Source organism: Maribellus comscasis (assembly GCF_009762775.1).
In the GTDB taxonomy this organism is placed as follows: domain Bacteria; phylum Bacteroidota; class Bacteroidia; order Bacteroidales; family Prolixibacteraceae; genus Draconibacterium; species Draconibacterium comscasis.
In genome coordinates this window covers 4,278,251-4,304,830 of the sequence record NZ_CP046401.1, presented here as the reverse complement: position 1 = coordinate 4,304,830, position 26,580 = coordinate 4,278,251, and the positions used below count along the sequence as shown (strand labels likewise).

At 37.5% G+C, this 26,580-nt stretch carries 23 protein-coding genes; 12 read left to right on the top strand and 11 right to left on the bottom strand.

Going from position 1 to position 26,580, the window contains the following annotated elements; translation table 11 throughout:
• Positions 1-18 precede the first annotated feature (18 nt).
• From GM418_RS16960 to GM418_RS16950, 3 genes are all read right to left on the bottom strand, one after another.
• Positions 19-531 (bottom strand): hypothetical protein, encoded by a 513-nt coding sequence (locus GM418_RS16960; RefSeq protein WP_158868419.1) that lies wholly within the window; start codon positions 529-531, stop codon positions 19-21.
• 100 nt (positions 532-631) lie between these two features.
• Positions 632-1,108 (bottom strand): hypothetical protein, encoded by a 477-nt coding sequence (locus GM418_RS16955; protein ID WP_158868417.1) that lies wholly within the window; start codon positions 1,106-1,108, stop codon positions 632-634.
• 168 nt (positions 1,109-1,276) lie between these two features.
• The gene (locus tag GM418_RS16950; RefSeq protein ID WP_158868415.1) at positions 1,277-2,263 is read right to left on the bottom strand and encodes a phosphotransferase; all 987 of its coding nucleotides are present in this window, start codon (positions 2,261-2,263) and stop codon (positions 1,277-1,279) included.
• 436 nt (positions 2,264-2,699) lie between these two features.
• Here GM418_RS16950 and GM418_RS16945 point away from each other — a divergent pair, with 436 nt between their 5' ends.
• Positions 2,700-3,704: an FAD:protein FMN transferase gene (locus tag GM418_RS16945; RefSeq protein ID WP_158868413.1), complete on the top strand. Its 1,005-nt coding sequence runs from the start codon at positions 2,700-2,702 to the stop codon at positions 3,702-3,704.
• 23 nt (positions 3,705-3,727) lie between these two features.
• On the opposite strand, the gene GM418_RS16940 is transcribed toward GM418_RS16945, so the two are convergent.
• Positions 3,728-3,967, bottom strand: a complete 240-nt coding sequence (locus GM418_RS16940; protein WP_158868411.1) for a hypothetical protein — start codon at positions 3,965-3,967, stop codon at positions 3,728-3,730.
• Positions 3,968-4,133: 166 nt separating this feature from the next.
• On the opposite strand from GM418_RS16940, the gene GM418_RS16935 reads away from it, so the two are divergent.
• From GM418_RS16935 to GM418_RS16910, 6 genes are all read left to right on the top strand, one after another.
• Positions 4,134-4,490 carry a hypothetical protein gene (locus GM418_RS16935; protein ID WP_158868409.1) on the top strand — a complete coding sequence of 119 codons (357 nt, stop codon included), beginning with the start codon at positions 4,134-4,136 and terminating at the stop codon, positions 4,488-4,490.
• Between the two features lie 263 nt (positions 4,491-4,753).
• Entirely contained in the window at positions 4,754-5,026 is a 273-nt protein-coding gene (locus GM418_RS16930) for an acylphosphatase (protein WP_158868407.1), read from the top strand.
• Between the two features lie 12 nt (positions 5,027-5,038).
• Complete coding sequence (locus GM418_RS16925) at positions 5,039-6,469, top strand: pyridoxal-dependent decarboxylase (RefSeq protein WP_217447504.1); 1,431 nt, start codon at positions 5,039-5,041, stop codon at positions 6,467-6,469.
• 117 nt (positions 6,470-6,586) lie between these two features.
• Entirely contained in the window at positions 6,587-8,095 is a 1,509-nt protein-coding gene (gene araA / locus GM418_RS16920) for an L-arabinose isomerase (RefSeq protein ID WP_158868405.1), read from the top strand.
• A 142-nt stretch (positions 8,096-8,237) separates the two neighbouring features.
• Positions 8,238-9,002: a hypothetical protein gene (locus GM418_RS16915; protein WP_158868403.1), complete on the top strand. Its 765-nt coding sequence runs from the start codon at positions 8,238-8,240 to the stop codon at positions 9,000-9,002.
• A gap of 27 nt (positions 9,003-9,029) precedes the next feature.
• A complete protein-coding gene (locus GM418_RS16910; RefSeq protein ID WP_158868401.1) occupies positions 9,030-10,400 on the top strand; it encodes a multiheme c-type cytochrome in 1,371 nt (456 codons plus the stop codon).
• Positions 10,401-10,433: 33 nt separating this feature from the next.
• Here GM418_RS16910 and GM418_RS16905 read toward each other — a convergent pair whose 3' ends face one another.
• The 3 genes from GM418_RS16905 to GM418_RS16895 all read right to left on the bottom strand — a co-directional run bounded on the left by GM418_RS16905 (position 10,434) and on the right by GM418_RS16895 (position 13,619).
• Positions 10,434-11,747: a DUF3472 domain-containing protein gene (locus tag GM418_RS16905; protein ID WP_158868399.1), complete on the bottom strand. Its 1,314-nt coding sequence runs from the start codon at positions 11,745-11,747 to the stop codon at positions 10,434-10,436.
• Entirely contained in the window at positions 11,744-12,928 is a 1,185-nt protein-coding gene (locus GM418_RS16900; protein ID WP_158868397.1) for a glycosyltransferase family 2 protein, read from the bottom strand. The genes GM418_RS16905 and GM418_RS16900 overlap by 4 nt, the downstream gene beginning before the upstream one ends.
• Positions 12,929-13,016: 88 nt before the next feature.
• Positions 13,017-13,619 (bottom strand): OmpH/Skp family outer membrane protein, encoded by a 603-nt coding sequence (locus GM418_RS16895; RefSeq protein WP_158868396.1) that lies wholly within the window; start codon positions 13,617-13,619, stop codon positions 13,017-13,019.
• 230 nt (positions 13,620-13,849) lie between these two features.
• Here GM418_RS16895 and GM418_RS16890 point away from each other — a divergent pair, with 230 nt between their 5' ends.
• Complete coding sequence (locus GM418_RS16890) at positions 13,850-14,761, top strand: proline dehydrogenase family protein (protein WP_158868395.1); 912 nt, start codon at positions 13,850-13,852, stop codon at positions 14,759-14,761.
• A 52-nt stretch (positions 14,762-14,813) separates the two neighbouring features.
• Here the strand turns inward: GM418_RS16890 and GM418_RS16885 are convergent, their stop codons facing one another.
• Positions 14,814-15,386 carry a nitroreductase family protein gene (locus GM418_RS16885; protein ID WP_158868394.1) on the bottom strand — a complete coding sequence of 191 codons (573 nt, stop codon included), beginning with the start codon at positions 15,384-15,386 and terminating at the stop codon, positions 14,814-14,816.
• Positions 15,387-15,671: 285 nt separating this feature from the next.
• Here GM418_RS16885 and GM418_RS16880 point away from each other — a divergent pair, with 285 nt between their 5' ends.
• The 3 genes from GM418_RS16880 to xylA all read left to right on the top strand — a co-directional run bounded on the left by GM418_RS16880 (position 15,672) and on the right by xylA (position 19,671).
• Positions 15,672-16,667 (top strand): winged helix-turn-helix domain-containing protein, encoded by a 996-nt coding sequence (locus GM418_RS16880; RefSeq protein ID WP_158868393.1) that lies wholly within the window; start codon positions 15,672-15,674, stop codon positions 16,665-16,667.
• A gap of 114 nt (positions 16,668-16,781) precedes the next feature.
• On the top strand, positions 16,782-18,266 hold the full coding sequence (locus tag GM418_RS16875) for a xylulokinase (protein ID WP_158868392.1): 1,485 nt from the start codon (positions 16,782-16,784) through the stop codon (positions 18,264-18,266).
• A gap of 79 nt (positions 18,267-18,345) precedes the next feature.
• Positions 18,346-19,671: a xylose isomerase gene (gene xylA, locus GM418_RS16870; protein ID WP_158868391.1), complete on the top strand. Its 1,326-nt coding sequence runs from the start codon at positions 18,346-18,348 to the stop codon at positions 19,669-19,671.
• Positions 19,672-19,734: 63 nt separating this feature from the next.
• On the opposite strand, the gene GM418_RS16865 is transcribed toward xylA, so the two are convergent.
• From GM418_RS16865 to sucC, 3 genes are all read right to left on the bottom strand, one after another.
• Positions 19,735-23,469 carry a hybrid sensor histidine kinase/response regulator gene (locus GM418_RS16865; protein WP_158868390.1) on the bottom strand — a complete coding sequence of 1,245 codons (3,735 nt, stop codon included), beginning with the start codon at positions 23,467-23,469 and terminating at the stop codon, positions 19,735-19,737.
• Positions 23,470-23,675: 206 nt separating this feature from the next.
• Positions 23,676-24,548, bottom strand: a complete 873-nt coding sequence (gene sucD / locus GM418_RS16860) for a succinate--CoA ligase subunit alpha (protein ID WP_158868389.1) — start codon at positions 24,546-24,548, stop codon at positions 23,676-23,678.
• A gap of 21 nt (positions 24,549-24,569) precedes the next feature.
• Positions 24,570-25,703: an ADP-forming succinate--CoA ligase subunit beta gene (sucC, locus tag GM418_RS16855; RefSeq protein ID WP_158868387.1), complete on the bottom strand. Its 1,134-nt coding sequence runs from the start codon at positions 25,701-25,703 to the stop codon at positions 24,570-24,572.
• 227 nt (positions 25,704-25,930) lie between these two features.
• On the opposite strand from sucC, the gene GM418_RS16850 reads away from it, so the two are divergent.
• Positions 25,931-26,566: a KpsF/GutQ family sugar-phosphate isomerase gene (locus tag GM418_RS16850; protein ID WP_158868385.1), complete on the top strand. Its 636-nt coding sequence runs from the start codon at positions 25,931-25,933 to the stop codon at positions 26,564-26,566.
• The last annotated feature ends 14 nt before the right edge of the window (positions 26,567-26,580 follow it).

Sequence of the window (26,580 nt, the reverse complement as noted above, 5' to 3'; positions counted from 1 at the left end):
GGCACCGGTTGATTATTTTTATTTGTTAATCCTGATGTTGCCGATGTCATACCCAAATGACTCCCAGTTTCTAATTTGTTCCAACAGTTCACCCTCTTTTTCTGAGCTCTCAACCATGAACCGGCATCTGAATTCAGAATTATCTTTCCCCATCGCCAGATAATTGTCAATTCCTGAGAATGTATTAAATGGACCAATAATATCTCCCCTTAATATTTGTCCGCGATGTCCGCTGTAAATTAGCTGAAACTTATCAAGGCCAACTAAATTAATCTGAAAATCATTCGACTCTGTTTTCACCTTAATTTGATGGTTTGTTAAATAAATTTTACCGATAGATTCATCTTTGTCATTTTTAAGCGCGATGTATAAAATAAACACCATAATCGGTATGAACAATAAATTACGATTTATTGCAGGGAAAAGAAGGTATAAAATAACTATTGTACTCCCTAAAATAAGGGTTTCAAAAGTCAAAGAATTTTTACTCTTCGATTTATATATGGAAAGTTCTAACATTTTATTTTTCAAAAAAACCCGGATTTAACAACAGTGATTTAATCTGTCAGGCTATCAGCCCCACATGTCACATTCCAAATTGTCGGGAGATGCCGGTTTACAATTTTAATTTTTATTTCACTCTTTTTAAATGATAATTATATCGGTCGCAACAGGGAGAGTTTAGATGTAAAGTATCACTTCCGCTAAATTCCACATATTTCTCGCTGTCCGAAAAAAATAAATCTGATTCCTCATCGGCTTCAAAATCGACTTTCAGCCGCAAGTCATTCGTTGTCTGCACCGCAGGAGAAATTTTGCCGTATTCGAGAAGAGTGTCATTACTCAAAAAACCATATATTCCATATTCTTTAATCTCCAAATACTCAAAATTTAAGTCATGTCCATTTCCCGCAAAACCTCCTGAAACCTCAAACAATTTCCATGTACCGTAAACTTTTAAGTAGGGCTCGGCAAACACCTCTGCGTCAAAATATTTTGTCGCTTCCATTTTTTGTAGGTCACCGGAAATTTGAATCGTATCAGTTTCGCAAGAAATCGATCCACTTAGCAAAATGGAAACAATTAGTGTAAATTTAAAGATTTTCATTTCCAACATTTTAATACCTGTTTCTATGATGTTTTTTATTCTCATATGGTTGCTTCAGGCAGCAAAGCAGTTGCAATCTGAATTATAGACTCATACGGTCTCAACTCCGCCAAGCCACACAAAAACAGAAGCGTCACGACCCTATTAATGATTTACCAGTAACTTATTTTAAACATCTACATTTACTTCTTTAGTTTCATAATAATCAATCCAGGACTTTATCCTGCCAACAAACATTTTAAGGTAATTTTCCGTCAAGAATATATTAGACCAATCAAATCTCTGTGCTTGTACTCCAAGATAAAAAATAAAAACAGAAGCTCCAGCTTTAGGTATTAAACGAAGTTCGTTCTCTGATAATTCTCTTTTTTCCTGATAGCCTTTTAGAAAACTTTGAATTTTTGATTCATACTGTTTCTTGTCTGTTTCTATAAAAAATAATTGTTTGCAGAAATATGCAATGTCTAAAACCTGCCATCCGTTTCCGCAAAAATCAAAATCGAAAATTGTAATTTCATTTTCATTTACAACAGCCATATTATCATACCAAATATCCATATGTACTACTCCGGTTTGAATATGCTCAAAATCCGAATCGTGAAAAGACTTTTCAAAATCTTTAATAAACTCCATTTCCGGTAATTTTTCGGAAAAGAACTGTGCTAAATGCCGATATGGAAACTCAATAAGCGATCGCCTGTTATAAGAAATTCGGTCAATAACTTTATTTAAAGTGATATTATGAATTTTTGCCATTTGTGAACCAATAGAGAAACAAGTCTCTTTGTCCATAAATCGAATTTTGTCACCTCGGGCAAACGAAAAAAGTACTACATATCTGACTCCTTCCGGAGCAAGTATTTCTTGAATGAACTCTCCATTTCTGTCTTGAATTGGAAAAGAAACACTTAAATCATTTCCCTGAAGAAACTTTAATAGTTTTAACTCTTCATTAACTTCATGTTTAGACCTCCAATTGTGACTGTAAACGCGTACAACATATTTCATTTCTGCGGATGAAAAGAAATAAGTGTGATTCATCCCTGTTCTAAATAATTCACAAATAAAATCTTCGCTCAACTGATATTGGTCTTTTATAAACTTTCCTAATTCTATTGCGGAAAGCGTAGACCTTACAACGGGAAGTTCTTTCATTTTTTACTTATTAGATTGAGTGTTTGTTAATATAGTTTGTTTTACCTAAAAATTGTAGGCACAGTAGTCATTTTAAATTCAGCGGCTAATTTCTGTTTTAAATCTTCAAATTGTTTCGACCTTTCAGGTTTTTCCACAAATTGCCAGAGATAATAAAAATCCATCCAAAAAGGTCAAATTAACTTTATCCGATAAAATAAGCACAATTCAACAAAATGATGCAAATTATTTTACATTTTATTTCTTCGCTTCTTTATAATTGTAAACTCAACAAAGATAAACAATCCCGATTTGGCAATAATGAAATAAAACGGAGCTAAACCATCACTTGCTTATTTATCCGAAAAAGTTAAACATGCAATAATGATTCTTAAAAAAATATGCCCGCCATACTCATTCATTTTTTTAATTTCGCCCTTAATAAAAATTCACCGAAATGAGTACCAGAATTTTCTTTATCACAGGTCTGCTGATTTTGGCTTTAGGTGCCTGCCAACATTCACCCTCAAAATACGTCTACAATGAAGGCTTTGTATATGGCACCATTTATCATTTTGTATATGAAAGTCCTCAGGGGAAAGATTTACAGGAAGAAATTCAAAAAAAACTGAGTGAGTACAACTCCATGTTTTCTACCTATGACAACGCGTCGGTAATATCAAAAATAAACAACAATGAAAATGTAAAACTTACACCTGAATTTGTCAACTGTTTTGAAAAGGCTATAGAAATTTCGAAAATTACCGGGGGTGCTTTTGATATTACTGCCGGACCACTGATAAACGCCTGGGGTTTTGGCCCGGACGACAAAGAAAAAATGACGCAGGAAAAAGTAGACAGCCTGCTTACTTTTACCGGGTACCAGAAAATAAAACTGGAAAACAAAAAAGTTATCAAAGAAAATCCGCAAATGAAAATAGATATGAGTGCCATTGCCAAAGGATATACCTGCGATTTAATTGGTAATTTCCTCGCTGCAAAAGGATGTAAAAATTATATGATTGACATTGGCGGAGAAATCGTGACCAAAGGCATAAACGAAAAAGGAAAAACATGGGGAATCGGGATCAGTCGCCCTGAAGAAGATGCTTTTTTTGCCGCCAACGATTACGACGCAGTGGTTGAACTGCCGGAAAATGCAATGGCTACATCAGGAAATTACCGGAACTTCTATATTGAAGACGGCAAAAAATATGCGCACACCATTGACCCAAAAACCGGCTACCCTGTTCAACACAGTATTTTAAGCTCCACAGTTTTGGCCGATAACTGTATGACAGCCGATGCATACGCAACTGCATTTATGGTTTTGGGACTGGAAAAAGGAATTGAAATTGCCGGGAAGGTTCCGGAAATTAGCGTGTACTTTATCTATGCCGACGAAAATGGTGAAAACCAGATTTACATGTCGGATGGATTTGAGCAGTTTCTCCGTAAATAAAAAAACCGGGAAAAATCCGGCTTCTATTTTTTATCTGGTGCAAAAGTCAAACTTTCAAACTCTACTTTTTTACGGGCATCCCGCTGTGCCATTTTATCCTGTGTTTGCGAACAATACACTCCCTGGCTTTTTAAAAATTTGTTTCCACTCACATGTGTATTCGGAAATTTTCCGCCTTTCAACAACAAAATCCGAATGGCTAACCCAAACATTGCAATGGCTACCAATGCAACTGATAATAAGATAATTTTAATAACTTCCATTTCTAACCTCCAAATTGACCGCAAAAATACATCTTTATTTTTAGTTTCCCTATAAAATAAACTCGTTTACCTAATGAAATGTTGTGCTTATCTAAAAAAAAGAAATCCCTTCCTTCTTTCGCCTTGTTTTTTGTAATTTTAATACCAAACAAAAAACAAAAGCATCATGGAAAAACACATTAATATTGTTGCTGCCCTTCAAATTGGGTTTAGCATTTTGGGAATAATAATCGGAGCTGTAGTTTTTGCAATCCTGCATTTTGCCGGAGATATATCCGGTGACCACGAGGCGCAATTCATTTTATCGATTGTGGCCAATATTTTAATCATCTTTTTTGCTGTTTTAAGTATCCCCGGTATTATTGCCGGTATTGGTTTATTTAAAAGAAAAGAGTGGGCACGCATTCTCACTTTAATTATTTCAGTGCTCGATTTGTTTAATTTTCCTTTAGGCACTGCAGTTGGAGTGTACTCCATCTGGGCGCTTGTTCAGCCGGAGACTGTGGAGCACTTTAAAAAGTAGGCTACAAGTCATTTCTGAAAAGTCACTTTACCCCAAAATAAAGGAGACAATATCTGCCTCCTGAGATTGTTTGTTGATTCAAACAAAAATAAATCAACCAAAAAACAGTTTACAACTTATATTGAATCAGCATAAAATCAATAAAGGAAATCTCCTTCTTTTTCCGTTTTCTTCAATAATTTTGTTCCTCTGAAACAAATTTGAATGTTTCATTCATAAAAGCATTTTCATTTTTTTAATGAAGACAAAAAATTAAAATACCAATGAAAGAATACGAGATAAAAGTATGCGGACGCGTGCAGGGAGTGTGGTTTAGAAAATTTACAAAAGAAAAAGCAAAAGAAACAGGCATAAAAGGATGGGTGAAAAATTTGCCCGACGGCAATGTTTTAGTGATTGCTCAGGCAGAGAAAACCGACCTGGATACTTTTATTGATTATTTAAAAGTAGGGCCGCCTATGGCGCGAGTAGATAAAATATTCACCTCAGAAAACAATGTTTTAAGCGATTTTGATAATTTTAGCATCAAATACTAAAAACCACTAAAATTGAATCATAAAAACTACCACATGTCGCCGGAACAGTTCCGCGAAGAAGGCAAAAAAATTATCGACTGGATTGCTGATTACTACGAAAATGTTGAAAAATACCCTGTGCTTTCGCAGGTAAAACCAGGTGAAATTATTTCGTCACTGCCCGAAAATCCTCCTCAAAAAGGAGAAGCAATGGATAAAATGATGCGGGACATTGAAGAAAAGATTATGCCGGGAATTACACACTGGCAATCGCCAAATTTTTACGCCTATTTCCCATCAAATACATCGTTTCCGTCCATTTTAGGAGACCTCGTTTCTTCCGGGTTAGGTGTTCAGGGAATGATTTGGGCAACCAGCCCGGCAGCTACAGAACTTGAAACCCGGGTTCTCGACTGGCTGGCTGAAATGATGGCGATGCCGGAAAAATTCAAATCAAAATCAACCGGGGGTGGTGTAATCCAGGATACAGCTTCAACATCGGCATTAACAGCCATTATTGCGGCACGCGAAAGAGTTACAAAGTTTGAATCAAATGAAAAGGGAGTGCAGCAAAAACTGGTCGCATATATTTCCACACAAACGCATTCCTCACTTGAGAAAGCCATAAAGATGGCGGGTATTGGAAAAGAAAACCTGCGTTTGATTGATGTTGACAAAAAATTTGCCATGAAACCGGAGGAGCTGGATACGCAAATTCAAAAAGATAAAAATGCGGGTTTTGTTCCATTTTTTATCTGTGGTGCTCTGGGTACAACATCATCTAACGCAATGGATCCGTTGCGGAAAATCGGTGAAATTGCCCAAAAGGAAAACTGCTGGTTCCATATCGACGGAGCCATGTCAGGAACTGCAATGCTTTGTCCTGAGTTTCGATATTTAATGGACGGAGTTGAACTGGCCGACAGTTTTGTATTTAACCCGCACAAATGGATGTTTACCAATTTCGACTGCGATGTGTTTTGGGTAGGCAACCGGAATGAGCTCATCCATACCTTTTCCATTCTTCCCGAATACTTAAAAAACAAAGCTACAGAGTCGGGTGCCGTGTTTGACTACCGCGACTGGCATGTGCAACTGGGGCGCCGGTTTCGTTCGCTAAAACTTTGGTTTGTTATCCGGCATTATGGCGTGGAAGGGTTACAATTTCATATTCGAAAACATGTAGAACTTTCTCAAAAGTTTACAAAGTGGGTTAACGATTCTGATGATTTTGAACTGTTTGTTGAACCTCCCTTAAATTTGGTTTGCTTCAGGCATAAGAAGGGTGACGATTTTAACATGAAACTAATGAACACAATCAACGAAACAGGAAAAATTTTCTTCACCCATACAAAGCTAAACGGACAAATTGTTTTGCGGATGAGCATCGGGCAAACCAATACAGAAGAAGCACATGTAAAAAATGCGTGGGATTTAATTCAGAATACTGCAAAGTCGTTGTAAAAGCCACTTGGAAAGCAAATGTTTTTTTCAAGCGAACAATTTGACAAAAAATTAAAAGTGTAAATTCTACCTTTAAAGTATTTTTACTACATTTACCTGAAATTAAATCAATAAAAAATGACAGATACTAAGCAAATGGAAGTTTGGTTTGTAACAGGAAGCCAACACTTATACGGCCCCGAAACGCTCAGGCAAGTTGATATTGATTCTTCGACCATCGTAGACGGATTAAATACGTCGGGGAAAATGCCCGTAAAAATTATTTTTAAACCAGTTGTAAAAACACCCGATGAAATCCTTGATATTTGCGTTCAGGCCAGTGCAGACAAAAACTGTATTGGATTGATAACCTGGATGCATACCTTTTCACCTTCAAAAATGTGGATTGGAGGTTTAAAAGCACTAAGCAAACCATATATGCATTTGCACACACAATTTAACCGCGACCTTCCGTGGAGCGAGATCGATATGGATTATATGAACCTGCATCAAAGTGCACACGGCGGCCGCGAATATGGTTTTATAAACGCCCGAATGCGCAAAAACCGCAAAGTGGTTGTCGGGCACTGGCAGGACGAAAACGTTCAGGATCAGGTAGCGGTGTGGTGCCGTACTGCAATTGGCTGGGCCGATTCTCAGGGACTAAAAGTAGCCCGTTTTGGCGATAACATGCGTGAGGTTGCTGTAACCGAAGGTGATAAAGTAGAAGCCCAAATAAAATTCGGATGGCAAATCAGTGCATACGGAGTGGGTGATTTAGTTGCTTATGTTGAAAAAGTTACCGAAGAAGAAGTAGATACACTTTACAAAGAATATGAAAGTTTGTATGATGTAGCAGAAAACTGCAAACCCGGTGGCGAATTTCATGAAAATGTGCGTGTTCAGGCGCGATATGAAATTGCAATGAAACGTTTTATGGAAGACGGAAATTTTAAAGCCTTTACCACAAACTTTGAAAATCTAACAGGTCTTGCTCAATTGCCGGGATTGGCATCTCAACGCCTGATGGCTGCCGGCTACGGATTTGGTGCCGAAGGAGACTGGAAACAGGCTGCTTTACTTCGTATTGTAAAAACAATGTCGAAAGGAATGGAGGGTGGAAGCTCATTTATGGAAGATTACACCTATCATTTAGACCCGGCCAACGAAGCTGTTCTGGGAGCACACATGCTGGAAATTTGTCCTTCAATTGCTGCCCAAAAGCCTCGTCTGGAAGTTCAGCCTTTGGGAATTGGAGGGAAAGATGCTCCGGCCCGACTGATTTTTGAAAGTGCAACCGGCGATGCCATGAACGTTACATTAATCGATATGGGAAATCGCTTTCGAATCATCGTAAATACACTCGACGTTATTGAACCGCTGGACAAAATGCCAAAACTTCCCGTCGCAAGTGCTTTCTGGAAAACACACCCCAATCTGGCTGATGGTGCAGCAGCGTGGATTTATGCAGGCGGAACACATCATTCTGCATTTACATTGGCGTTAACTCCGGAATATATCGAAACATTTGCGGAATATGCCGATGTTGAATTTGTTATTATTGATAAAACCACAAATGTAAGCGACTTCAAAAAAGAACTTCGCTGGAACGAAATATATTACATGTTGGCAAATGGATTAAAATAGTTGGTTTAAGTAAATTATATTTAAAATGGTTGTCTGATTTTCAGGCAGCCATTTTTTTATTCTGATTTTAAATAAGCAATGGTTTTTAAAACCAACTGTTATTTTAATTAAATTGTAGCAAAAAACTAAACCAAACAACATCATGTTAAAAAAAATCATTGTAATACTAACTTTGACACTTCCGCTTTTTACTTCAGCACAATTTTTCAAAGTGTATCCATACATGACTCCCGAGGCAGGCGAAAAAGAACTGGTTTACTGGTTTAGTGCCATAAACTCCGATCATCAGTATTCTTTTTTTGGAAAAGACGTTGACAGAAACGGGCTCATGGCACATTCGCTGGAACTGGAATATGGTTTAAGTAATAAATGGACTGCCGGCTTATATCTCGATTTTGAGCAACCTGCCGGGGAACAACTAAAACACATTAAAACAAAAGCCCTGATGTTTCACGGTAGATTTTGGGAAAAAGGGGAACGTCCGGTAGATTTGGGACTTTATGTAGAATATATTCTTCCAAAAAAAGAATACAAAGATGCCGAACAAATTGAGATTAAAATCATAATGGAAAAGGACTATGGTTTTCATACCGTAGTACTTAACCCAACTTTTGAAAAAAACATCGCCGGCCCTGATGTTGATGAAGGTGTGGAATTTGCTCTAAACGGCGGATGGTATTTTAAAAAAAGCCTGACTTTTCAACCTGGCGTTGAGTTCTATACTAAATGGGGAGAACTGGCAGAAATGGCCCCTTTTAATGAATCCAAAACATACATTTTCCCCGCTATTGACATAATAATGGGGAAACACGGCAGATTAATCTGGCACACAGGAGCCGGGTTCGGACTAAGCGATCCGGCAGATAATTTTGTGTTTAAATCCATTTTATCAATCGGGTTCTTTTAATCAGCAAACGTTCAAAAACCAAAAATTATGAAAAGACTTATATATACTATTGTACTGATATTTATTACGGGAAATATTATAGCGCAAACAAAAGCTGAGCTAAAGATGCAGATTAAAAATCAGATCAAACCTTATAATTATTTTGAAGACCCAAAAGTTTGTGAAGGTTGCCATGTGGATAAATTTAAACGCTGGAATGTATCGCAACACTCCAGAGCATTTACCGGCGATTTTTTTCAAAAACAATTTTACGAATTGGTTTTGGCTTCGGAATCATTTGCTCCTGAAGTAAAAGAAGCCATAAAAGGATGCATTGGGTGTCATGCACCAAGCGCTTTTTTAGCACAGGATTTTGTTCCTTCCCGAACAACAAATCCCGATAATTTCTGGAATAAAAGCAACGGCGACGTATCGATGGCAGATCGAGGTGTTTTTTGTGATTTCTGCCACACCGTTTCACATTTTAAAAATGAGCCGCCTTATAATCACGATTATGTTTCAGCGGCGACCGAAGCCGTTGATACAAAATTTGGCGATTTGGAGTTTCCCTGGTCGCCGCATCACAAAACAGCCACTTCTGAAATCTATGAAGACCCGATGATGTGTTCATCATGCCACAACGAATTAAATCCTTATGATACATGGGTAAAAGCAACTTTTACTGAATATGAAGAAAGTGTCTATCCTGAACAAGGAATAATTTGCCAAACCTGCCATATGCAACCCATGGGCGGGAAACCTGCTAAAATGGGAATACTTCGCCCGGTGAATTCCGATCACTGGTGGGGAGGCGGATTTACTGAATTTGTTGAAGGAGCGGCAAGAGTTGAAATTAAAGTAAACTCCACTGAGTTAAAAGCAGGAGAGGAAGTTAACTTTTTTGTTGATGTACAAGCAGTTGCGACCGGTCATAAATTTCCAACAGGTTCTACAGAAGAACGTGATGTTTGGCTTCGTCTTTCGTTGGTTGACAAAAATGGGAAAGAACTGTTTCACATTCCGGTTCCTAAAAATCCCAATGACCCGAACGACAAATATTTTATTACCAGCAACCAAAAGGTTGCTTATCCATCACACAGCAAAATATCAGAACCAATAGCAAGAGATGCACTTCCTGAAGGCGACCGTTTGTATCATAGCGCCTTCCTCGACAGCGAAGGAGAATTTACTTTTGCTCAATGGTTTTGTGTAAAAGAAATAGAAAACCGATTAAAACCGCTGGAAATCAGAAAAGAGAAGTACTCTTTTAAAATACCTGAAAATATAGAAGGTGAAGTCTTTCTGCAAGCAAAATTAAACTACCGAAGAATGCCTGATTCTTTTGCCGACTTTCTGAAAATTGACAGAAGGCCCGTAATTCAGGTAGCTAAAGACCTGCGAAAATTAAAAATCAACTAAATGAAAAATGTCGGGCATCCCGGCGGACTTTTTTTATGGTAATTCTTCAAAATTGATTTGAGGTGGATTGTCGTTCTTTTCTCGTTCAAAGAAAGTATCGATGGGTGTTGTTTTGCTAAAAAAGCCACAATTTTTTAAAAAGAAATTAATGCCTTCAACACCTCCCGCATAATCCATTCTTGATTCTTTTCGGGCAGTAGCATCAGCGGTAAACTTGATTTTTGAAAGTTCTCTCCAGTCCCCGGTTCTGGTATAAACCCATTGATTTGAATATTTTGCCATCCGGGTTATATTTCCGGTTTCTGTCTTAAAGTTCTCAAGAAAAGAATAGAGGTGTGTCAAATAGGTATCTGTTTTTGGCCTCCGAAAACTTGCAATCAGCTTCCACTCGCCAACTTCAGGAGCAAAAAACCAGGCAGTAAAATCAGTCTTCCCTTTCTCACTCGGATTTCCTTTTAACAGAAATTTATAAGTTGTCCCGGCTTTCCACGGAAAAACAAGATAACTTTGGCCGCCCGAGCCTTCGTTACCAAACTCTCCTGTATACACACCGTCTCCCTTTTTTAACAATGATATTTTATACTCGTCCGGGATTTCTCCGGGATTATCAGTTTTGAAAGGACTCCAAACCGAGAATAATATTCTGCGTTCAGTGGAGGAGTTTACCTGCATTCCAAAATACCCCTGGGCAAATCCATCAGCCATAAAATACGATCCCTGAACATCGTTATTTTCAGGTACGGTAATTTCACTATAAAAATACTTAAGGTCACCGGCATCTTCCGGGACTTCAAAGTTTAAGTGAACAGAAGGCCCCCGGCGAGCCCAGTAAAAATCATCTTTTGCGAAATATACCTTACCTTCCGCCGCTTCTCCGCCAATTAAAAGTGATTTCACTTCTGCAAAATATTCGCCTTCTTTTTTTAATCCACGAATATCAACCTGGTGGTATCCGGCTTCCCCGACACTAAAACTGCCAACATAAACGGTGTCAAAATCCGTATTTTTAATGAAGCAATTCTTTGTTTGGCCCTCCAGCTTTATGGTCAGTTCAGACGGGCCGGAGACAGCTTTAGCAAGCAAAGCCAACTGTAATTTTCCGTTATGTTCCGTTTTGAAATAGATTTGCGCCTGAGCATTAGAATTTGTCCAGTTTTTTAAACCACCTTCATCAATTTTGGAATTATTTTGGCTTGTATTTGTAAGCCAGCAGTTTCCTTCAAGCGGAATTGAATAAGTGAGTGCCCGGTATTCAGAGAGAAAACTGCTTTGTTTCTGACAAGTAGAAGCTATAACTGAAAACGCAATTAAAACAGCAATACTAATAATACTTCGAAATATTTTCATTTTAAATATCTATTTAGTATGTCAACCTGTTCATTAAGATTTGCCTTTAGATAAAATTCTTCGTGAACAAAATTCAGATATTTTAAAATTTTGAACGCATTAAATTTCTGAAAAAAACGCCTTTTAAACGTTTGCTGATTTGCACAGTTGTTGTTTACGTCGTTTAGTTCTTTCCAAAAATTATCATGCAGGAGAAATTCAAAAACAGGTTCCGGTAATTTTGAAATTACAGCCTCATATTCCTTTTTGTTTATTTTGAACAGTTTGCCCTTCGTATCAAAAAGTTCCTTTAAATCTGCAAAAGCCTGAAAATTGTAGGTTTGGGTGAGGTCTTCAGTTTCATTCATCCACTTTTGAAGAATAGGACCGGTGCCAAACGGAACACGGGCTGACAAGCGGGCTGAGGGATAAACTTTGGTTGTGCTAATTTCACCTACTTCACCCAATTGAGCCAGATTCTGCAAAAAATAAAAATCCTCGCCTGCCTGCCGCCGGTTCATTCCACCTCTTTTTACATAGGCCTCTGCTTTAACCGCAAATGCAGAGCCTACCGTAAACATGGAATACGGATACCCTGTAAAATGAATTGCATTTTTATAAAACCAAAGATATTTTTCGTAAAGTTGAATACCCTTTAAATGCCTTGCTTCCAACCCAGTGGTTTGATGTTGAAAGGATATAGTTGCTCCTACGTTTTTCGGATGCTCGCTAAAATGTTTTTCAATTTCAACAAAATAATTTTCAGCGACTAAGGTGTCAGCATCCAGCGAAACAATTAATCCGTTGGGATTTTTGAGTAAGTCGAAGCGGAACAAGGCTTCATCCATCCCTGTTTTTCTAGCTAACCCTGCCCCAGCCCATTTTTTTCTTAATTCAACGGGGCCCACAATATAAAAGGTGATGTTACTAAACTTGTTCTCCGAAAGCCAGAATTCAACCTGCTTTTTTGTTTTCCAGTTAAAATCCTTGATAACATCATTTTCAGTCTCTGAATGATTTAGAACAATCAATACTTCGACAGGGTAATCCGGAATTTTACAGGCGGAAAGTGACACCAGCGTTTGCAAGATATCCGGTTCGTTATAACAGGGAATTACTACAATCAGCTTCGTCCCTGCTTTAGGCGCAATCCCGATTAAAGATTTCTTATCCTGTTTCAAAAGATATTTTTCTGCAAACATTATCAGGTAATTTCAATACAAAACTAACTAAACGGGCAAAAAAAATCCGGGAAAGTTCCCGGATTTAATAAAAATATATATTAATATTTTATTCCTTTGACCCTGAATATCTTTCGTTTAAAGCTTTCAAAACATCAGCGGTAAGATTGTTCGCCTCATCACCTACTAAAATATTTGAAGCACTAAAAATATAATCGTATTTTTTTTGAGCATTTATAATTTCAAGATAGCCCATCAAACTGTCCAGTAACTGTTGATTGTTATTGGTTTGCAATTCGGCCAGCTTTGTCGATAACTCCTGATCCAGTTTTTGGATTTCCTGCTCTTTTCCCAACAATCGATCGCGCTCCTGTATTGCCCGTTGTTCGGTTAAAAATCCTCCGCGCTGAACTTTTTCCTGAAAAGCTGCGGCTTCTTTTTCAAAAGATTGTCTTTTCGTTCCATACTCACTGGTGTAAGCTTCCTGTTTTTTTGAGAAATCGTCATGCAGATCCTGAGCTAAGTCATAATTTAAAAGAACAGAGTCAGCTTTTACGTAAGCAATTTTCAAACCTCCTCCTGATTCAGATTTGCTAACATTTGTTTCTGCAATCTCAGGGCTGTTGCCTCCTGAACCGGTAAAGTGAAGTACATACAAAACAGCTACTGCTACAAAAAGTACAATGCTTACGATTAATGATGTTCCTTTCATTCTTTAACAATTTTAAAGTGTAAAAATAAAGTTTGACAAAGATAATTTTTTAGATGAAAACGAATAACTGAATCCACTACTTTTTTTACTTCATTATAAATCAACTTATTTCAAAAAAAACCTGCATTAAATCATAAGTTTATGCTGATAAACATCATTGAAAAAGGCACGCTTGCAGTAGTATTTTTACGTCAACAACTATTTCTATTTCAAACGACTTAAAATTTATAATGTTGAATAAGTTGATTGCGAACATCCTGCCTTATATGCCCAAAAAACTGGTCTGGGTATTTTCAAAAAGGTATATAGCTGGTGAAACCATCGAAGAAGGCCTTTTAGCTTCAAAATTGCTCAATGCAAAAAATATTGAAGTAACGGTTGATTTGCTTGGCGAATTTATTGAAACACTAGAAGAGGCGGAGCAGAATAAAGACTACTACATTAAAATTATTGACGAATTTACCAGTGAAGGAATAAAAGGTAGTTTTTCGTTAAAACCTACCATGTTTGGTTTACTTATTGACGCCGGGGCCTGTTATAATTATGTACATGAAGTTGTAAAACATGCAGCTGAAAGAAACTCATTTGTAAGAATTGACATGGAAGATTCGCAATGTGTCGATATGGAAATAGAAATTTTCAGGAAACTCCGGACCAAATTTCCCAAAAACGTGGGGTTGGTATTGCAGGCTTACCTGAAACGAACTTTGGCTGATATAAAAAGTCTGCAAGATTTAAACACGGACGAAAATCCGATAAACTTCAGACTCTGCAAAGGAATATATATTGAACCCGCAAAAATTGCGTTTAAAAATTACCAGGAAGTTAGGGAACATTTTCTCGAAGATCTGGAATATATGCTGCAGAATAATATGTATGCAGCCATTGCCACTCATGATAAATTCCTGATTGAAAACGCAAACAAACTATTGGAAAAATACAAAACGCCTAAAAACAGGTACGAATTTCAGATGCTTTATGGTGTGACTCCTGAATTACGTCAGTCGATTGTTGATCAGGGACATTTAATGAGGGTTTACGTACCTTTTGGAAAGCATTGGTTTGGATATTCCACACGCAGATTAAAAGAGAACCCAAAAATGGCGAACCATATAATTAAGGCAATCTTTATAAGGGGGTAGTATATTTTGGGAGTTAAACTATAAAAGGATGGCTTTTGCCATCCTTTTTCATTTACAATTTTTTGTATATTATTTCTTTTGCCGGTCGTTTAGGTACATGATGAGCACCGTTTTCATCGCGCCAGTATTTTATATCATTTTCCTGCATCTCTTCTAAAACAATTTCTTCTGCCGGTTTCCCCAAAGCAATAATCCACAGTATCTCCAAATGTTCCGGTAATTCAAGTAACTTGGCAACCCTGCCTTTGTTTACCGAGCCAATAATACATCCACCAAAGCCATCTTCGACGGCGCCAAGCAAAATATTCTGCATGGCCAGACCGTCGTCACAAAAATAGTTTGTAGCCAGTGATTTGTCGTTTAGAACAATAATATATGCAACAGGTCTTTCGTTTTTAGCCGGGCCTTTCCAATTGGACAAATAGCCTGCCCATCCCAGATTTGGAAAGATCTGTTCATTTGTCTTTTCGTTGGTAGAAATTAAATATTTGAGTGGCTGCATGTTTCTCCCGCTGGCTGAAAAGCGCGCCAGTTCAATCCAGTTTTTTAAATTTTCTTCCGGAATTTTAAATGAAGAGTCAAAACGACGGTAACTGCGGTTTTTAATTATAAGGTCTCGTAGCATTTTTATTGATTTTTAGTAAAGAATATCAAAATAAAACTTCGAAAAACGTAAAGTTATTTTAATTTTGCTTCAGAAAAAAAGGATAAAGCCGACAGTTAAACAAAATTGCTGACCAAACTTAACCACTTAGAAAGTTTAACTATGCTCTATCCTTTTTCCTAAAACGCTATTTCCGAACATCTATTGCATTCAATTCCAAATAATCCGATTAATTCGAATTTATTTTTAGTTTTGTAGAACAGAACAGAACAGCAACTATTCTGTTTCAAAATTTAAATTCTGCAAATGAGCAAATTCAAATTTACAGTCGACGACAATTCAAATGTTTTAAAATTTCAACAGTTGGTAGATTGGATAGTTGATTCAATCAGTCGAAACCAGTTAAAACAAGGCGAAATGTTACCTTCTGTTAATCAAATCATGAAGGAGTCGCAACTCTCACGCGATACTGTTTTTAAAGCCTATGCAGAATTAAAAAAGCGTGGAATTGTAGAATCGGTGCCCAATCGCGGATATTTTGTGACCAAAAATATAACCAAAGTCTTTCTGTTTCTTGACACTTTCAAAGCATACAAAGAAGTTCTTTACGGATCATTTTTGAAACACCTTCCCAAAAACATCAGTGTTGATTTGCATTTTCATCATTATAATATTGGCGTTTTTGAAAAAATCATCAACGAAAGTCTGGGAAAATACAGCAAATACATTGTCATGAACTTCGACTCGCCAAAAGTTCCGGGAATTATAAAAAAAATCCCCAAAGAACATTTATTAATTATCGATTGGAAAATACATTCAACATCCTCTCAGTCGTTTGTTTGTCAAAATTTTGGCAATCCTGTTTATAAATGTCTTGAGCAAAACATATCCAAAATATCAAAATATAACGAGTTCACTTTTTTCTACCCTCCGTTTACTTATCATCCAAAAATCACAATCGATTATTTCAAAAAATTTTGTGCTGCTTATCAGATAAAACACGAATTGATTTTTGAACCGGAGCAATTTAAAATCAAAAAAGGAGGATTATATTTTTTAGTGAGCGACCGTACACTGGCTGGTTTTCTTGATCAATGTGCTAAAAAAGGATTTGAACCGGGCCGGGAAGTTGGCGTCATTTCATATAATGAAACTCCTATGAAAAAATATGTAAAAAACGGAATTTCTGTTATTTCCACTGATTTTGAGCAAATGGGGCAAAAAGCAGCTGAATTTGTAAGCTCGGGAGAAAAAGTACAGTTTGAAGTTCCTACCACGCTAAAATTGCGCTCCTCTGTCTGACATGTTAAAGAACATATTTTTAAAATTTTGAAACCTTCAGTTTTGAACGTAATTTTGAAAACATACCAGAACAGAACAGTTCAACTTAAATTATAAATATAACACGTTTAAAAAATGTATTTACTTGGATTCGATATTGGAAGTTCTTCGGTAAAAGTTTCCTTAATTGAAGGTGAAAGCGGGAATTGTATCGCCTCGTCGTTTTACCCGAAACAGGAAATGAAAATAACCGCGCATCAGGCAGGATGGGCAGAACAGGACCCGGGACTATGGTGGACTAACCTTAAAATGGCGTTAAAAGATGTGTTAAACGAAACCAGGGTAAATACTGAAAATATTCTGTCAATTGGTATTTCTTATCAAATGCACGGCTTGGTGATGGTTGATAAAAACCTTCAGGTTTTGCGACCTTCCATTATTTGGTGCGACAGCCGGGCAGCCTCAATTGGTGATAAAGCTTTTGAAGAAATCGGAGCGCAACGCTGTCTTACGAATTTGCTGAATTCGCCGGGAAATTTTACGGCTTCAAAATTAAAATGGGTGAAAGAAAATGAACCGGAATTGTTTGAAAAACTTTATAAGATTATGCTTCCGGGCGATTACATCGCAATGAAACTGACAGGTATTCCACAAACTACCGTTAGCGGACTATCAGAAGGTATTATGTGGAATTTTAAAGAAAATTCGCTCGCCAGCGTTCTTTTTCAGCAGTATGGTTTCTCTTCTGATATTATTCCGGAAATCGTCCCTTCATTTGCAGTTCAGGGACAACTCTCAAAAAAAACTGCTGCTGAGCTCGGGCTTTCATCAAAGACCACAATAAGTTATCGTGCAGGAGACCAACCCAATAACGCACTTTCGTTAAACGTACTGAATCCAGGCGAAATTGCTACAACAGCCGGAACTTCCGGCGTAGTTTACGGTGTTAGCGACGAAATAAAATACGATCCGGAATCACGGGTAAATACGTTTGCACATGTTAATCATTCGCTTGAAAATCCTCGTTTGGGTGTTCTGCTTTGTATAAACGGAACAGGCATTTTGAACGCGTGGTTAAAGAGAATAATTGGGGAAAATCTTTCTTATGAAGAGATGAACAAGCTGGCCACTAAAATCCCAATTGGCTCAGAAGGTATTTCCATTCTTCCTTTTGGAAACGGATCGGAACGGGTACTGAACAATAAAAATATTTCTTCAATTTTCAGCGGGATAAACTTTAACATTCACCAGAAAGGACATTTACTGAGAGCCGCGCAGGAAGGCATTGTTTTCTCTTTTAAATACGGAATGGAGATTATGCAAAATATTGGCATTGATGCAAAAATTATCCGTGCCGGTAAAGCCAATATGTTTTTAAGTCCTGTTTTCAGGGAAACACTGGCCGCAATTTCAGGTGCAACTATCGAACTTTATAATACAGATGGTTCTGTTGGTGCAGCGCGGGGAGCCGGTATTGGTTCCGGGTTTTACAAAAATTTTGATGAAGCTTTTAATAATCTGACAAAACTCGACATTGTTGAACCAGATATTTCTAAAAAAGCGCAATACGAAGCTGCTTATGAAATATGGAAGCTTCAGCTCAAAAAAGCAATCAGTTAAATTGACAGATAATTATCTGAATAAATTACCCGATGGTAATTTTCAAAACAAAAAATAATAACTCATAAAATAATTTATCATGGAAGTATTAAAAGGAAACAAAGAGTATTTTAAAGGAATCGGCCAGGTAAAATATGAAGGCCCGGAATCCAGAAATCCACTGGCTTTTAAATGGTACGATGAAAATAAAGTGGTTGCAGGAAGAACCATGAAAAAACATTTGCGCTTTGCGGTGGCATATTGGCACACCTTCTGCGGAACAGGAGAAGATCCCTTTGGTCCGGGAACGCAAATTTTTCCATGGGACGGAGCGACCGACAAACTGGACGCAGCCAAAGAAAGAATGGATGCCGCATTTGAATTCATAACAAAAATGAATATTCCGTTTTATTGTTTTCATGATACCGATGTTGTGGGAGACGGGTCTGTTTTTGAAATCGAAAAAAGGCTTGAAACCATGATTGAAGTTGCAAAAGAGAAACAGGAAGCTTCCGGTGTAAAACTTCTGTGGGGGACAGCCAATGTTTTCAGCAACCCGCGTTACATGAACGGAGCTGCTACAAACCCTGACTTTAATGTGCTTTCCAATGTTGCTGTTCAAATTAAAAATGCGATCGATGCAACCATTGCTTTAGGCGGAACAAATTATGTTTTCTGGGGTGGACGTGAAGGGTATATGACATTGCACAATACCGATACCAAACGTGAACTGGCACATTTGGGACAATTTCTGAGAATGGCTCGTGATTACGGTCGAAAACAAGGCTTCAATGGAACTTACCTCATTGAACCAAAACCAATGGAACCAACAAAACACCAGTATGACTATGATGCACAAACCGTAATCGGATTCCTGAAAGCAAACGGGTTGGAAAACGATTTTAAACTAAATATTGAAGTAAATCATGCAACACTCGCCGGGCATACATTTGCGCATGACCTGAGAATGGCTGCCGATGCAGATTTGTTGGGTTCGATTGATGCCAATAAAGGTGATTACCAGAACGGATGGGATACAGACGAATTCCCTACAAATGTATACGAAGTTACTGAAGCGATGCTTGAAATTGTGCAAGCCGGAGGTTTTACAAACGGAGGTATAAATTTTGATGCAAAAACCCGCAGAAACTCTACCGATTTGGAAGATATCTTTATTGCCCATGTCTCCGGGATGGACATTTTTGCCCGTTCATTAATTATTGCCGACAAGATATTGAGTGATTCAGATTACCTGGAAATGCGCAAAAGCCGTTATGCATCGTTCGACAGCGGTAAAGGTGCCGACTTTGAAAATGGAAAATTATCGATTGAAGATTTACGCGAAATTGCAAAAGAAGTTGGTGAGCCAAAACAAATCAGCGGCAAACAGGAACTGCTCGAACAACTGATCAACTGGTACATTTGATGAAAGATAGAAATTCAGACACTGTTTCATAAACTAAATAAGTAAAAAATATCGAGGGTTTAGCTATTTACGGCTGGACCCTTTTTTTCTTTTCATATTTTTTTGAATTGTAGAAATTATCTCTTTTTTAATTATTGGCTTTGAAATATAATCGTCGCATCCCACATCAATTGCCTTTTGTTTATCTCCTTCCAATGCAAATGCTGTTTGCGCAATAATAACGACGTCCCGGTTAAATTCCCTTATTTTTTTTGTAGCATCCAGACCATTCATTTTTGGCATTTTAATATCCATCAAAATGACATCAATGTCAGGATTCTTTTTTGCAATGTCAATCGCATCAATTCCTGTTTTTGCAAATAAAATTTCCCGAACCTCATTTTTTAAAATAATATCCAAATGTATCAGACTCACCTCATCATCTTCAGCAACAAGAACTTTTAGTTTCTCATATTTCTCCTCTTCTGAACTTTTCTTCTCTCCTTCTTTTTTTAATTGAGCCTCTGCATTGTGGTACACTGTAAAATAAAACGTGGAACCTTTATTTTCTTCTGATTCGACCCATATTTTTCCTCCAAGCATTTCCGTATAAGATTTAGCAATAGAGAGCCCCAATCCGGAGCCTTCAAAAACCCGCGAATCGCCAATATCAGCCTGCTCAAATCGATTAAAAATTGCTTCCCTGCGATTTTCAGGAATTCCTATCCCGGTGTCACGAACAAAAAACTCAATCATGTTCGCTCGTTTTACACATCCTATTTTTATTGTTCCGCTTTTTGTAAATTTTATTGCGTTTTTTAACAAATTTGAAAGAATCGAGCTTATTTTACTTTTATCGGTTTTTATTAAAGATTCATCGCTTGAAAGCTTGTTTTCAATAAGCAATTTAAGCCCTTTTCTTTTTGCCTCTAGACTAAAAAATTCATACAGCGTTAAAATATGCCTGGTAATATTTACAACTTTCAAAGTAACTTTTACGTTTCCTGTTTCGATTTTAGAAATTTCCACAATATCATTTACTGTATTCAACAAACGCTCACCACTCTTTTGAATAATTTCAATATATTTTTTTTGTTCTTCTCCTGTTAATCCCGGTTCTTTTAGCAGGCTCGTGAAACCTAAAATCCCATTCATTGGGGTACGAATCTCGTGGCTCATATTTGCAAGAAAAGCAGATTTCAATTTATCAGCGTCTTCTGCCGTTTTCTTTGCATTGATTAATTCTATTTCAGCATTTTTCTTTTCTGTAATATCCTGGTTAACACCATAAACTTTTACAATCTCTCCCAGCGCATTCCTTTCAACAAAAAAACGCACTCCAATATATCCGCTTCCCCCGTCAGAATACAAAATCCGATGTTCAACATATCGATTAAAACCAGGTTCTTCAGATGTAATAGCTTTTTCTATTTCATCCAAAACTACAGATATATCATCAGGATAAACAAATTTTTCAGCATATTCCTGAACGGTCATTTCGTACCCCCCTGATTCTTCAGCTGTGGTGTGAAATATTTTATAAAAGTTGTCGGTAAAAGTGAACATTCCGGTTTGTATATTAAATTCCCATCCGCCCAATTTTGCGATTTCCTGTGAATTCTTCAGATTTTTCTCGTTTTCTTCTGCGTTCTCCTTTGCTTTTATGAGCTCTTTCTCCGTTTGTTTTTGTAAAGTAACATCCTTCAAAACGCCGGTCACTTTAAGCGGATTATTTTTTTTATCCCGTAACAATTCTGCTGTAGAGTGAATAATTCTACGTTCAGTGGTATTTTGCGGTATAACTGTAAATTCAATATCATAGGGCTTATTTTCATTTATCAGATCGATAAGTGCCTGATTAACCCTGTCTTTGTCTTCTTCGACTACTAAATCCATGACCTCTTCTCCTGAGAACGCCTCTTTTGTCAAATCAAGATTGTAAATTCTTTTACCCTCATCAGACCCCCAAAAAGTACCATCTTGTATATTATATTCCCAACTACCAATATGTCCGGCTTCCTGTGCCTTTCTATATCTTGACTCATTTGTCAGCAAGGCGATTTCAGCTTCCTTTTGAATTGTAATATCAATCCATTGGCAAACCACATTAGTCAAATTTCCGTTTTCGTTCAAAATTGGAAACATGGTAACATCAATCCAGGGGTTATTCGCCTCTGATAAAGTTGAAAACCCCGAACGATAGCCAAACCACTTCATAATAAACCTAACAGATTTCTTTTTTTGAAATACAGTTCTGACTTTCGGCATTAAATTTTGTTCCACCAGATTTTTATCTTTCAACAGATTGTATTTCCCAACAACATCTTCATTATTAATTTTTAAATGTTTGAATAAAGCGTTATTAGCCCTTACGAGCGTTCCGTCAACACCAGTAATAAAATTGGGTATCAAACTGTTATCAATAATGGCATTTAAAAATATATTATGTTTTTGAATTTCATTTTCTGCTTTTTTCCATTCTGTTATATCTTCACCAGAACTAAGCGTACCGATAATATTACCTTTCTCGTCTTTTAAAAATGTATTATGCCATAAAAGAGTTTTATATTCCCCTGTTTTTGTGACAATTTCCGAATCAAAGTTCAGGAACTCCTCCTTTCTTTCAATTCTATCATAGAAACGATTACCAAGCTCCCTTCCTGTTTCAATTGGCAAACATGTATTAAACCAGTTTTTACCTTCCAGTTCACCTTTTTCATATCCAAGTAATTTATATCCACTATCATTGAGTAAAATTACTTCTCCTTTACGATTTAGTCTCAAAATAATTTCAGCAGCAATATTAAGATAGCTTTCGGCCATTTCTTTACTTCTCCGAAGTTCTGCATCATTTACAGCTAAGCGCTGGTTGGAGTCTTCTAATTGATGTTCTCTTGCCTTAAGATGTTCATTAACGGAAGTTATTTCTTCAAGTGTCTTTTTGTGTTGGGTTATATCAGAAAAGGTTACTGTAAACTGTCCCTTTTTCTGAGAGAAAGCGGTTCCTTCAAAATACCTTTTGTTATTTTCAGAATAAATTACATATTTTGTTGTCTCGCCTTTTAAAGCCACCGGACCAAAATTTTCCAGCCATCTTTTCAATTCTTCAGCCGGCAGAATTTCACTTGCTTTCCTCCCAACAACTTCTTCTTTTTTAATATTTAAAAGATTTTCATATGCTGCGTTTACCTCCAGAGTTTCATAATCGATTGCATTTCCCTTTTTATCACAAATAATTTTGTGTTTTGCATACCCGTCAATCATTTTGTTGATCAGGATTTCAAATTCATCTTTTTGTCGGGATACTTCCTCCTCTGTATTTTTCTGATGTGTTACATCCATTAGTAATCCATTCCAAATAACCGTTCCATCTGCTGTTTTTTCCGGCTGAGATTTACCGTGTATCCATATATACGAATTGTCTCTGTTTGATTTTACACGATATTTATGATCCCATAACGACATTTCATCCATCGATTCTTTTATGGATAACAAAAATTCATTTTGGTCATTTGGGTGCAGTCCCCCCATCATTTTATTCGGATCCTGTAATTCGGAAATCGGCTTGTTAAAAATCTTCTCCGCTCCTTTGCTAAGATAATCCATATGAAAATTACCTTCTTTGTCTGCTGAGAATTGGAAAGAGGCTCCCGGCATTAGATTAGAAATTGTTTCCAACTGCTGAAGCTTCTTATTTTTTTGTTGAATCTCGTTTTCCAGTTTTTGCTTTTGCTTTAGCAATTCTGCAACCAACTCTTCATTTCCTGATTTTCTTTCTTCCGGAAGATCTTTCTTTCTATGGGAGGATTCTGATTTCATATGTTTACCCTGATTTTCCTCAAATATATTAAAAAAACATACGCATCTTTATAATTCAATGATTATCAACACTCGATACAAGTTACAGCTGAAGTTAGAGTACTCACAATTCATTGTAAACTGACATCAGCTTGGAAAATTTACAAAAAAAAGCCGGCCACTTTCTCAGTGGTCGGCTTTATTGAAAAAAATATAATAGTAGTTTTTTACAATCCCAGCTTTTCCTTTACTAAACCTGGTATTTGGTTTGGCTCTTTTGCTACAGGAACCCCAGCCTCATTAAATGCTTTTACTTTTTCCTCTGCTGTACCTGCACCACTTGAAATAATAGCCCCTGCATGTCCCATACGTTTTCCGGGAGGAGCCGACTGGCCTGCGATAAATGCCACCACAGGTTTGGTCATCTTTTCTTTGATAAATGCGGCCGCCTGTTCTTCCGCATCACCACCAATTTCACCAATTAAAACGACTGCATCTGTTTCCGGGTCATTTTCATATCTTTCGAGCAAATCGATAAAATACAATCCTGAAACAGAATCACCACCAATTCCTACACATGTTGACTGCCCCAACCCATTTTCGGTAAGCATATTTACAACTTCGTAGGTCAACGTCCCCGAACGCGAAATCAAACCAATATTTCCTTTTTTAAAAATCATAGCCGGAAGAATTCCAATCAAACACTCTTCCGGAGTAATCAGGCCGGGGCAATTGGCTCCTACCAGTTTTGTTCCGTTACGTTTAAGAACAGGAGTAACTTTAATCATGTCCTGAACCGGAACATGTTCGGTAATACAAACCACCAGTTCCACGCCTGCATAACTTGCTTCCAAAATAGCATCTCCCGCAAACGGAGCAGGAACAAAAATAACAGATGCATTGGCTCCGGTTGCTTTAACCGCTTCTTCAACAGTATTAAAAACCGGAACTCCGCCAACATCACTTCCTCCTTTTCCGGGAGAAATTCCGCCAACAATATTGGTACCGTAATCCAACATTTTTGACGTGTGGAATGCACCGTCGCGACCGGTAATTCCCTGTACTAAAACTTTGGTATCTTTATTTATTAAAATGCTCATTGCTTCCTTCTTTTTGACATGTTACTTTTGACTTAACTCGATCGCTTTCTGAGCAGCTTCACTCATGGTTGAAACTGTTGGCAACCCATAATCCTTAATAATTTCCAGGCCTTCTTTGGCGTTGGTTCCCGACAAGCGGATTACAACCGGAATTTCAGTTTTAATCTCAGTAAGAGCCGTTACCAAACCTCGTGCAACATCATCGCAGCGGGTAATACCACCAAAAATGTTAATCATTACTGCTGTAACGTTTTTATCGCTTAGCAGGATATTCATAGCATCAACCACCTTTTGCGGATTGGAAGAACCACCGATATCAAGAAAGTTGGCCGGTTCACCACCATACAACTTAATCATATCCATCGTAGCCATTGCCAGGCCAGCGCCGTTCACCATACAGCCAATATTACCGTCGAGCTTTACATACGAAAGTCCTTTTTCGTTGGCATCAATTTCTTTTTGCTCGTCTTCAGTAACTTCGCGCATTTTCAGAATTTCCTTTTGACGATACAAAGCGTTATCGTCAAAATTCATTTTGCCGTCGATGGCTAAAACCTGTCCGTCGGGTGTCAGAACCAGCGGGTTGATTTCTGCCAGCGAAGAATCGCTTTCAACATACAATTTGTACAATTTTACCAAAATAGCTGCTGCCTGACGCACCTCTTTCGGGTCGCTAAATAGTTGTAAAGCTATTTTCCGTGCCTGCCAATCCATTAATCCCATGGTGGGATCGATTGCCATTTTAATAATTTTTTCCGGAGAAACACGGGCAACTTCTTCAATTTCAACACCACCTTCGGCACTGGCCATTAAAGTCACCGCTTTTGCATTCCGATCATTAATTAACCCAACGTAAAACTCTTTTTCAATGTCAACTGCGTCGGCAACCAGCACTTTTTCAACTGTCAGTCCTTTGATGTCCATACCGAGGATTTGCTTTGCTTTTTCAACTGCTTCCTCTTTGGATTTTGCCAGTTTTACACCACCAGCTTTCCCGCGGCCACCAACATGAACCTGTGCTTTAACCACACGAAGTTTGTCGTCGTTAGGAACTTTTTCTAAAACTTCTTCTACCGAATGGCAAACAACACCATCCGGGACAGGAATCCCGTACTTCCTGAATAGATTTCGGGCTTGATATTCGTGAATTTTCATCTTTATTTATTAGAATATAGAAGTAAAAAAATATCCCGCAAAAGTACCAAATATTAATATATTCATACCTATCAATATGTAGATTTTTTTTATGACATTTAACATGTGTGCATTATGAACAAAAACATACGTGTAATTTATTATCAACGAAAATTTCATTACTATCCTGAAAATATAAATTCTGTTTGCTCGTTTTTTTCACTTAGATTTGCGACAAATTTTCGAGTATGAAAGAAGCCATCAGAAAAGTAATTGAGCAGGAAGCAGAAGCCATTAAGAGTATTCCTGTAACAGACAATTTTGTAAAAGCCGTTGACTTGATTTTTGAAAGGGTACATAAAAAAAAGGGAAAACTGGTTGCCAGCGGCATGGGGAAAGCTGGTCAAATAGCACTTAATATAGCCACAACATTAAGTTCTACAGGCACTCCATCGGTATTTTTACATCCAAGTGATTCGCAACATGGAGATTTGGGTGTTGTACAGGAAAACGATGTATTATTCCTGATTTCAAACTCAGGGAAAACCCGTGAGATTATAGAATTGGTTGAGCTGGCAGAAATCCTTCATCCCGGTTTGCCGTTGATAGTTATCTCCGGAAACCCGGAAAGCATTCTGGCAAAATCTGCAGATGCATTTATTTACACCGGAAATCCTTCTGAAGTATGCCCTCTTGGGCTTTCTCCAACAACATCGACAACCGTAATGACGGTAATTGGTGATGCATTGGTAGTTTCACTTATGAACAAAATTGGTTTTACCAGCGAAGAATACGCCAAACGTCATCACGGTGGCTATCTGGGCGATAAGTCTCGTTTGCAGGCGAGGATATTAAAAGAAGAACAAGACAAGACAAAAAAGTAAACAGAATGCCAGCT

Coding starts and splice junctions, on each gene's coding strand:
- GM418_RS16935 (WP_158868409.1), top strand. CDS start 4,134: ATGGAAAAACACATTAATATTGTTGCTGCCCTTCAAATTGGGTTTAGC.
- GM418_RS16945 (WP_158868413.1), top strand. CDS start 2,700: ATGAGTACCAGAATTTTCTTTATCACAGGTCTGCTGATTTTGGCTTTA.
- GM418_RS16910 (WP_158868401.1), top strand. CDS start 9,030: ATGAAAAGACTTATATATACTATTGTACTGATATTTATTACGGGAAAT.
- GM418_RS16865 (WP_158868390.1), bottom strand. CDS start 23,469: ATGAAATCAGAATCCTCCCATAGAAAGAAAGATCTTCCGGAAGAAAGA.
- GM418_RS16915 (WP_158868403.1), top strand. CDS start 8,238: ATGTTAAAAAAAATCATTGTAATACTAACTTTGACACTTCCGCTTTTT.
- sucD (WP_158868389.1), bottom strand. CDS start 24,548: ATGAGCATTTTAATAAATAAAGATACCAAAGTTTTAGTACAGGGAATT.
- GM418_RS16890 (WP_158868395.1), top strand. CDS start 13,850: ATGTTGAATAAGTTGATTGCGAACATCCTGCCTTATATGCCCAAAAAA.
- GM418_RS16875 (WP_158868392.1), top strand. CDS start 16,782: ATGTATTTACTTGGATTCGATATTGGAAGTTCTTCGGTAAAAGTTTCC.
- GM418_RS16950 (WP_158868415.1), bottom strand. CDS start 2,263: ATGAAAGAACTTCCCGTTGTAAGGTCTACGCTTTCCGCAATAGAATTA.
- GM418_RS16885 (WP_158868394.1), bottom strand. CDS start 15,386: ATGCTACGAGACCTTATAATTAAAAACCGCAGTTACCGTCGTTTTGAC.
- GM418_RS16940 (WP_158868411.1), bottom strand. CDS start 3,967: ATGGAAGTTATTAAAATTATCTTATTATCAGTTGCATTGGTAGCCATT.
- GM418_RS16850 (WP_158868385.1), top strand. CDS start 25,931: ATGAAAGAAGCCATCAGAAAAGTAATTGAGCAGGAAGCAGAAGCCATT.
- sucC (WP_158868387.1), bottom strand. CDS start 25,703: ATGAAAATTCACGAATATCAAGCCCGAAATCTATTCAGGAAGTACGGG.
- GM418_RS16955 (WP_158868417.1), bottom strand. CDS start 1,108: ATGAAAATCTTTAAATTTACACTAATTGTTTCCATTTTGCTAAGTGGA.
- araA (WP_158868405.1), top strand. CDS start 6,587: ATGACAGATACTAAGCAAATGGAAGTTTGGTTTGTAACAGGAAGCCAA.
- GM418_RS16900 (WP_158868397.1), bottom strand. CDS start 12,928: ATGTTTGCAGAAAAATATCTTTTGAAACAGGATAAGAAATCTTTAATC.
- GM418_RS16895 (WP_158868396.1), bottom strand. CDS start 13,619: ATGAAAGGAACATCATTAATCGTAAGCATTGTACTTTTTGTAGCAGTA.
- GM418_RS16880 (WP_158868393.1), top strand. CDS start 15,672: ATGAGCAAATTCAAATTTACAGTCGACGACAATTCAAATGTTTTAAAA.
- GM418_RS16930 (WP_158868407.1), top strand. CDS start 4,754: ATGAAAGAATACGAGATAAAAGTATGCGGACGCGTGCAGGGAGTGTGG.
- xylA (WP_158868391.1), top strand. CDS start 18,346: ATGGAAGTATTAAAAGGAAACAAAGAGTATTTTAAAGGAATCGGCCAG.
- GM418_RS16905 (WP_158868399.1), bottom strand. CDS start 11,747: ATGAAAATATTTCGAAGTATTATTAGTATTGCTGTTTTAATTGCGTTT.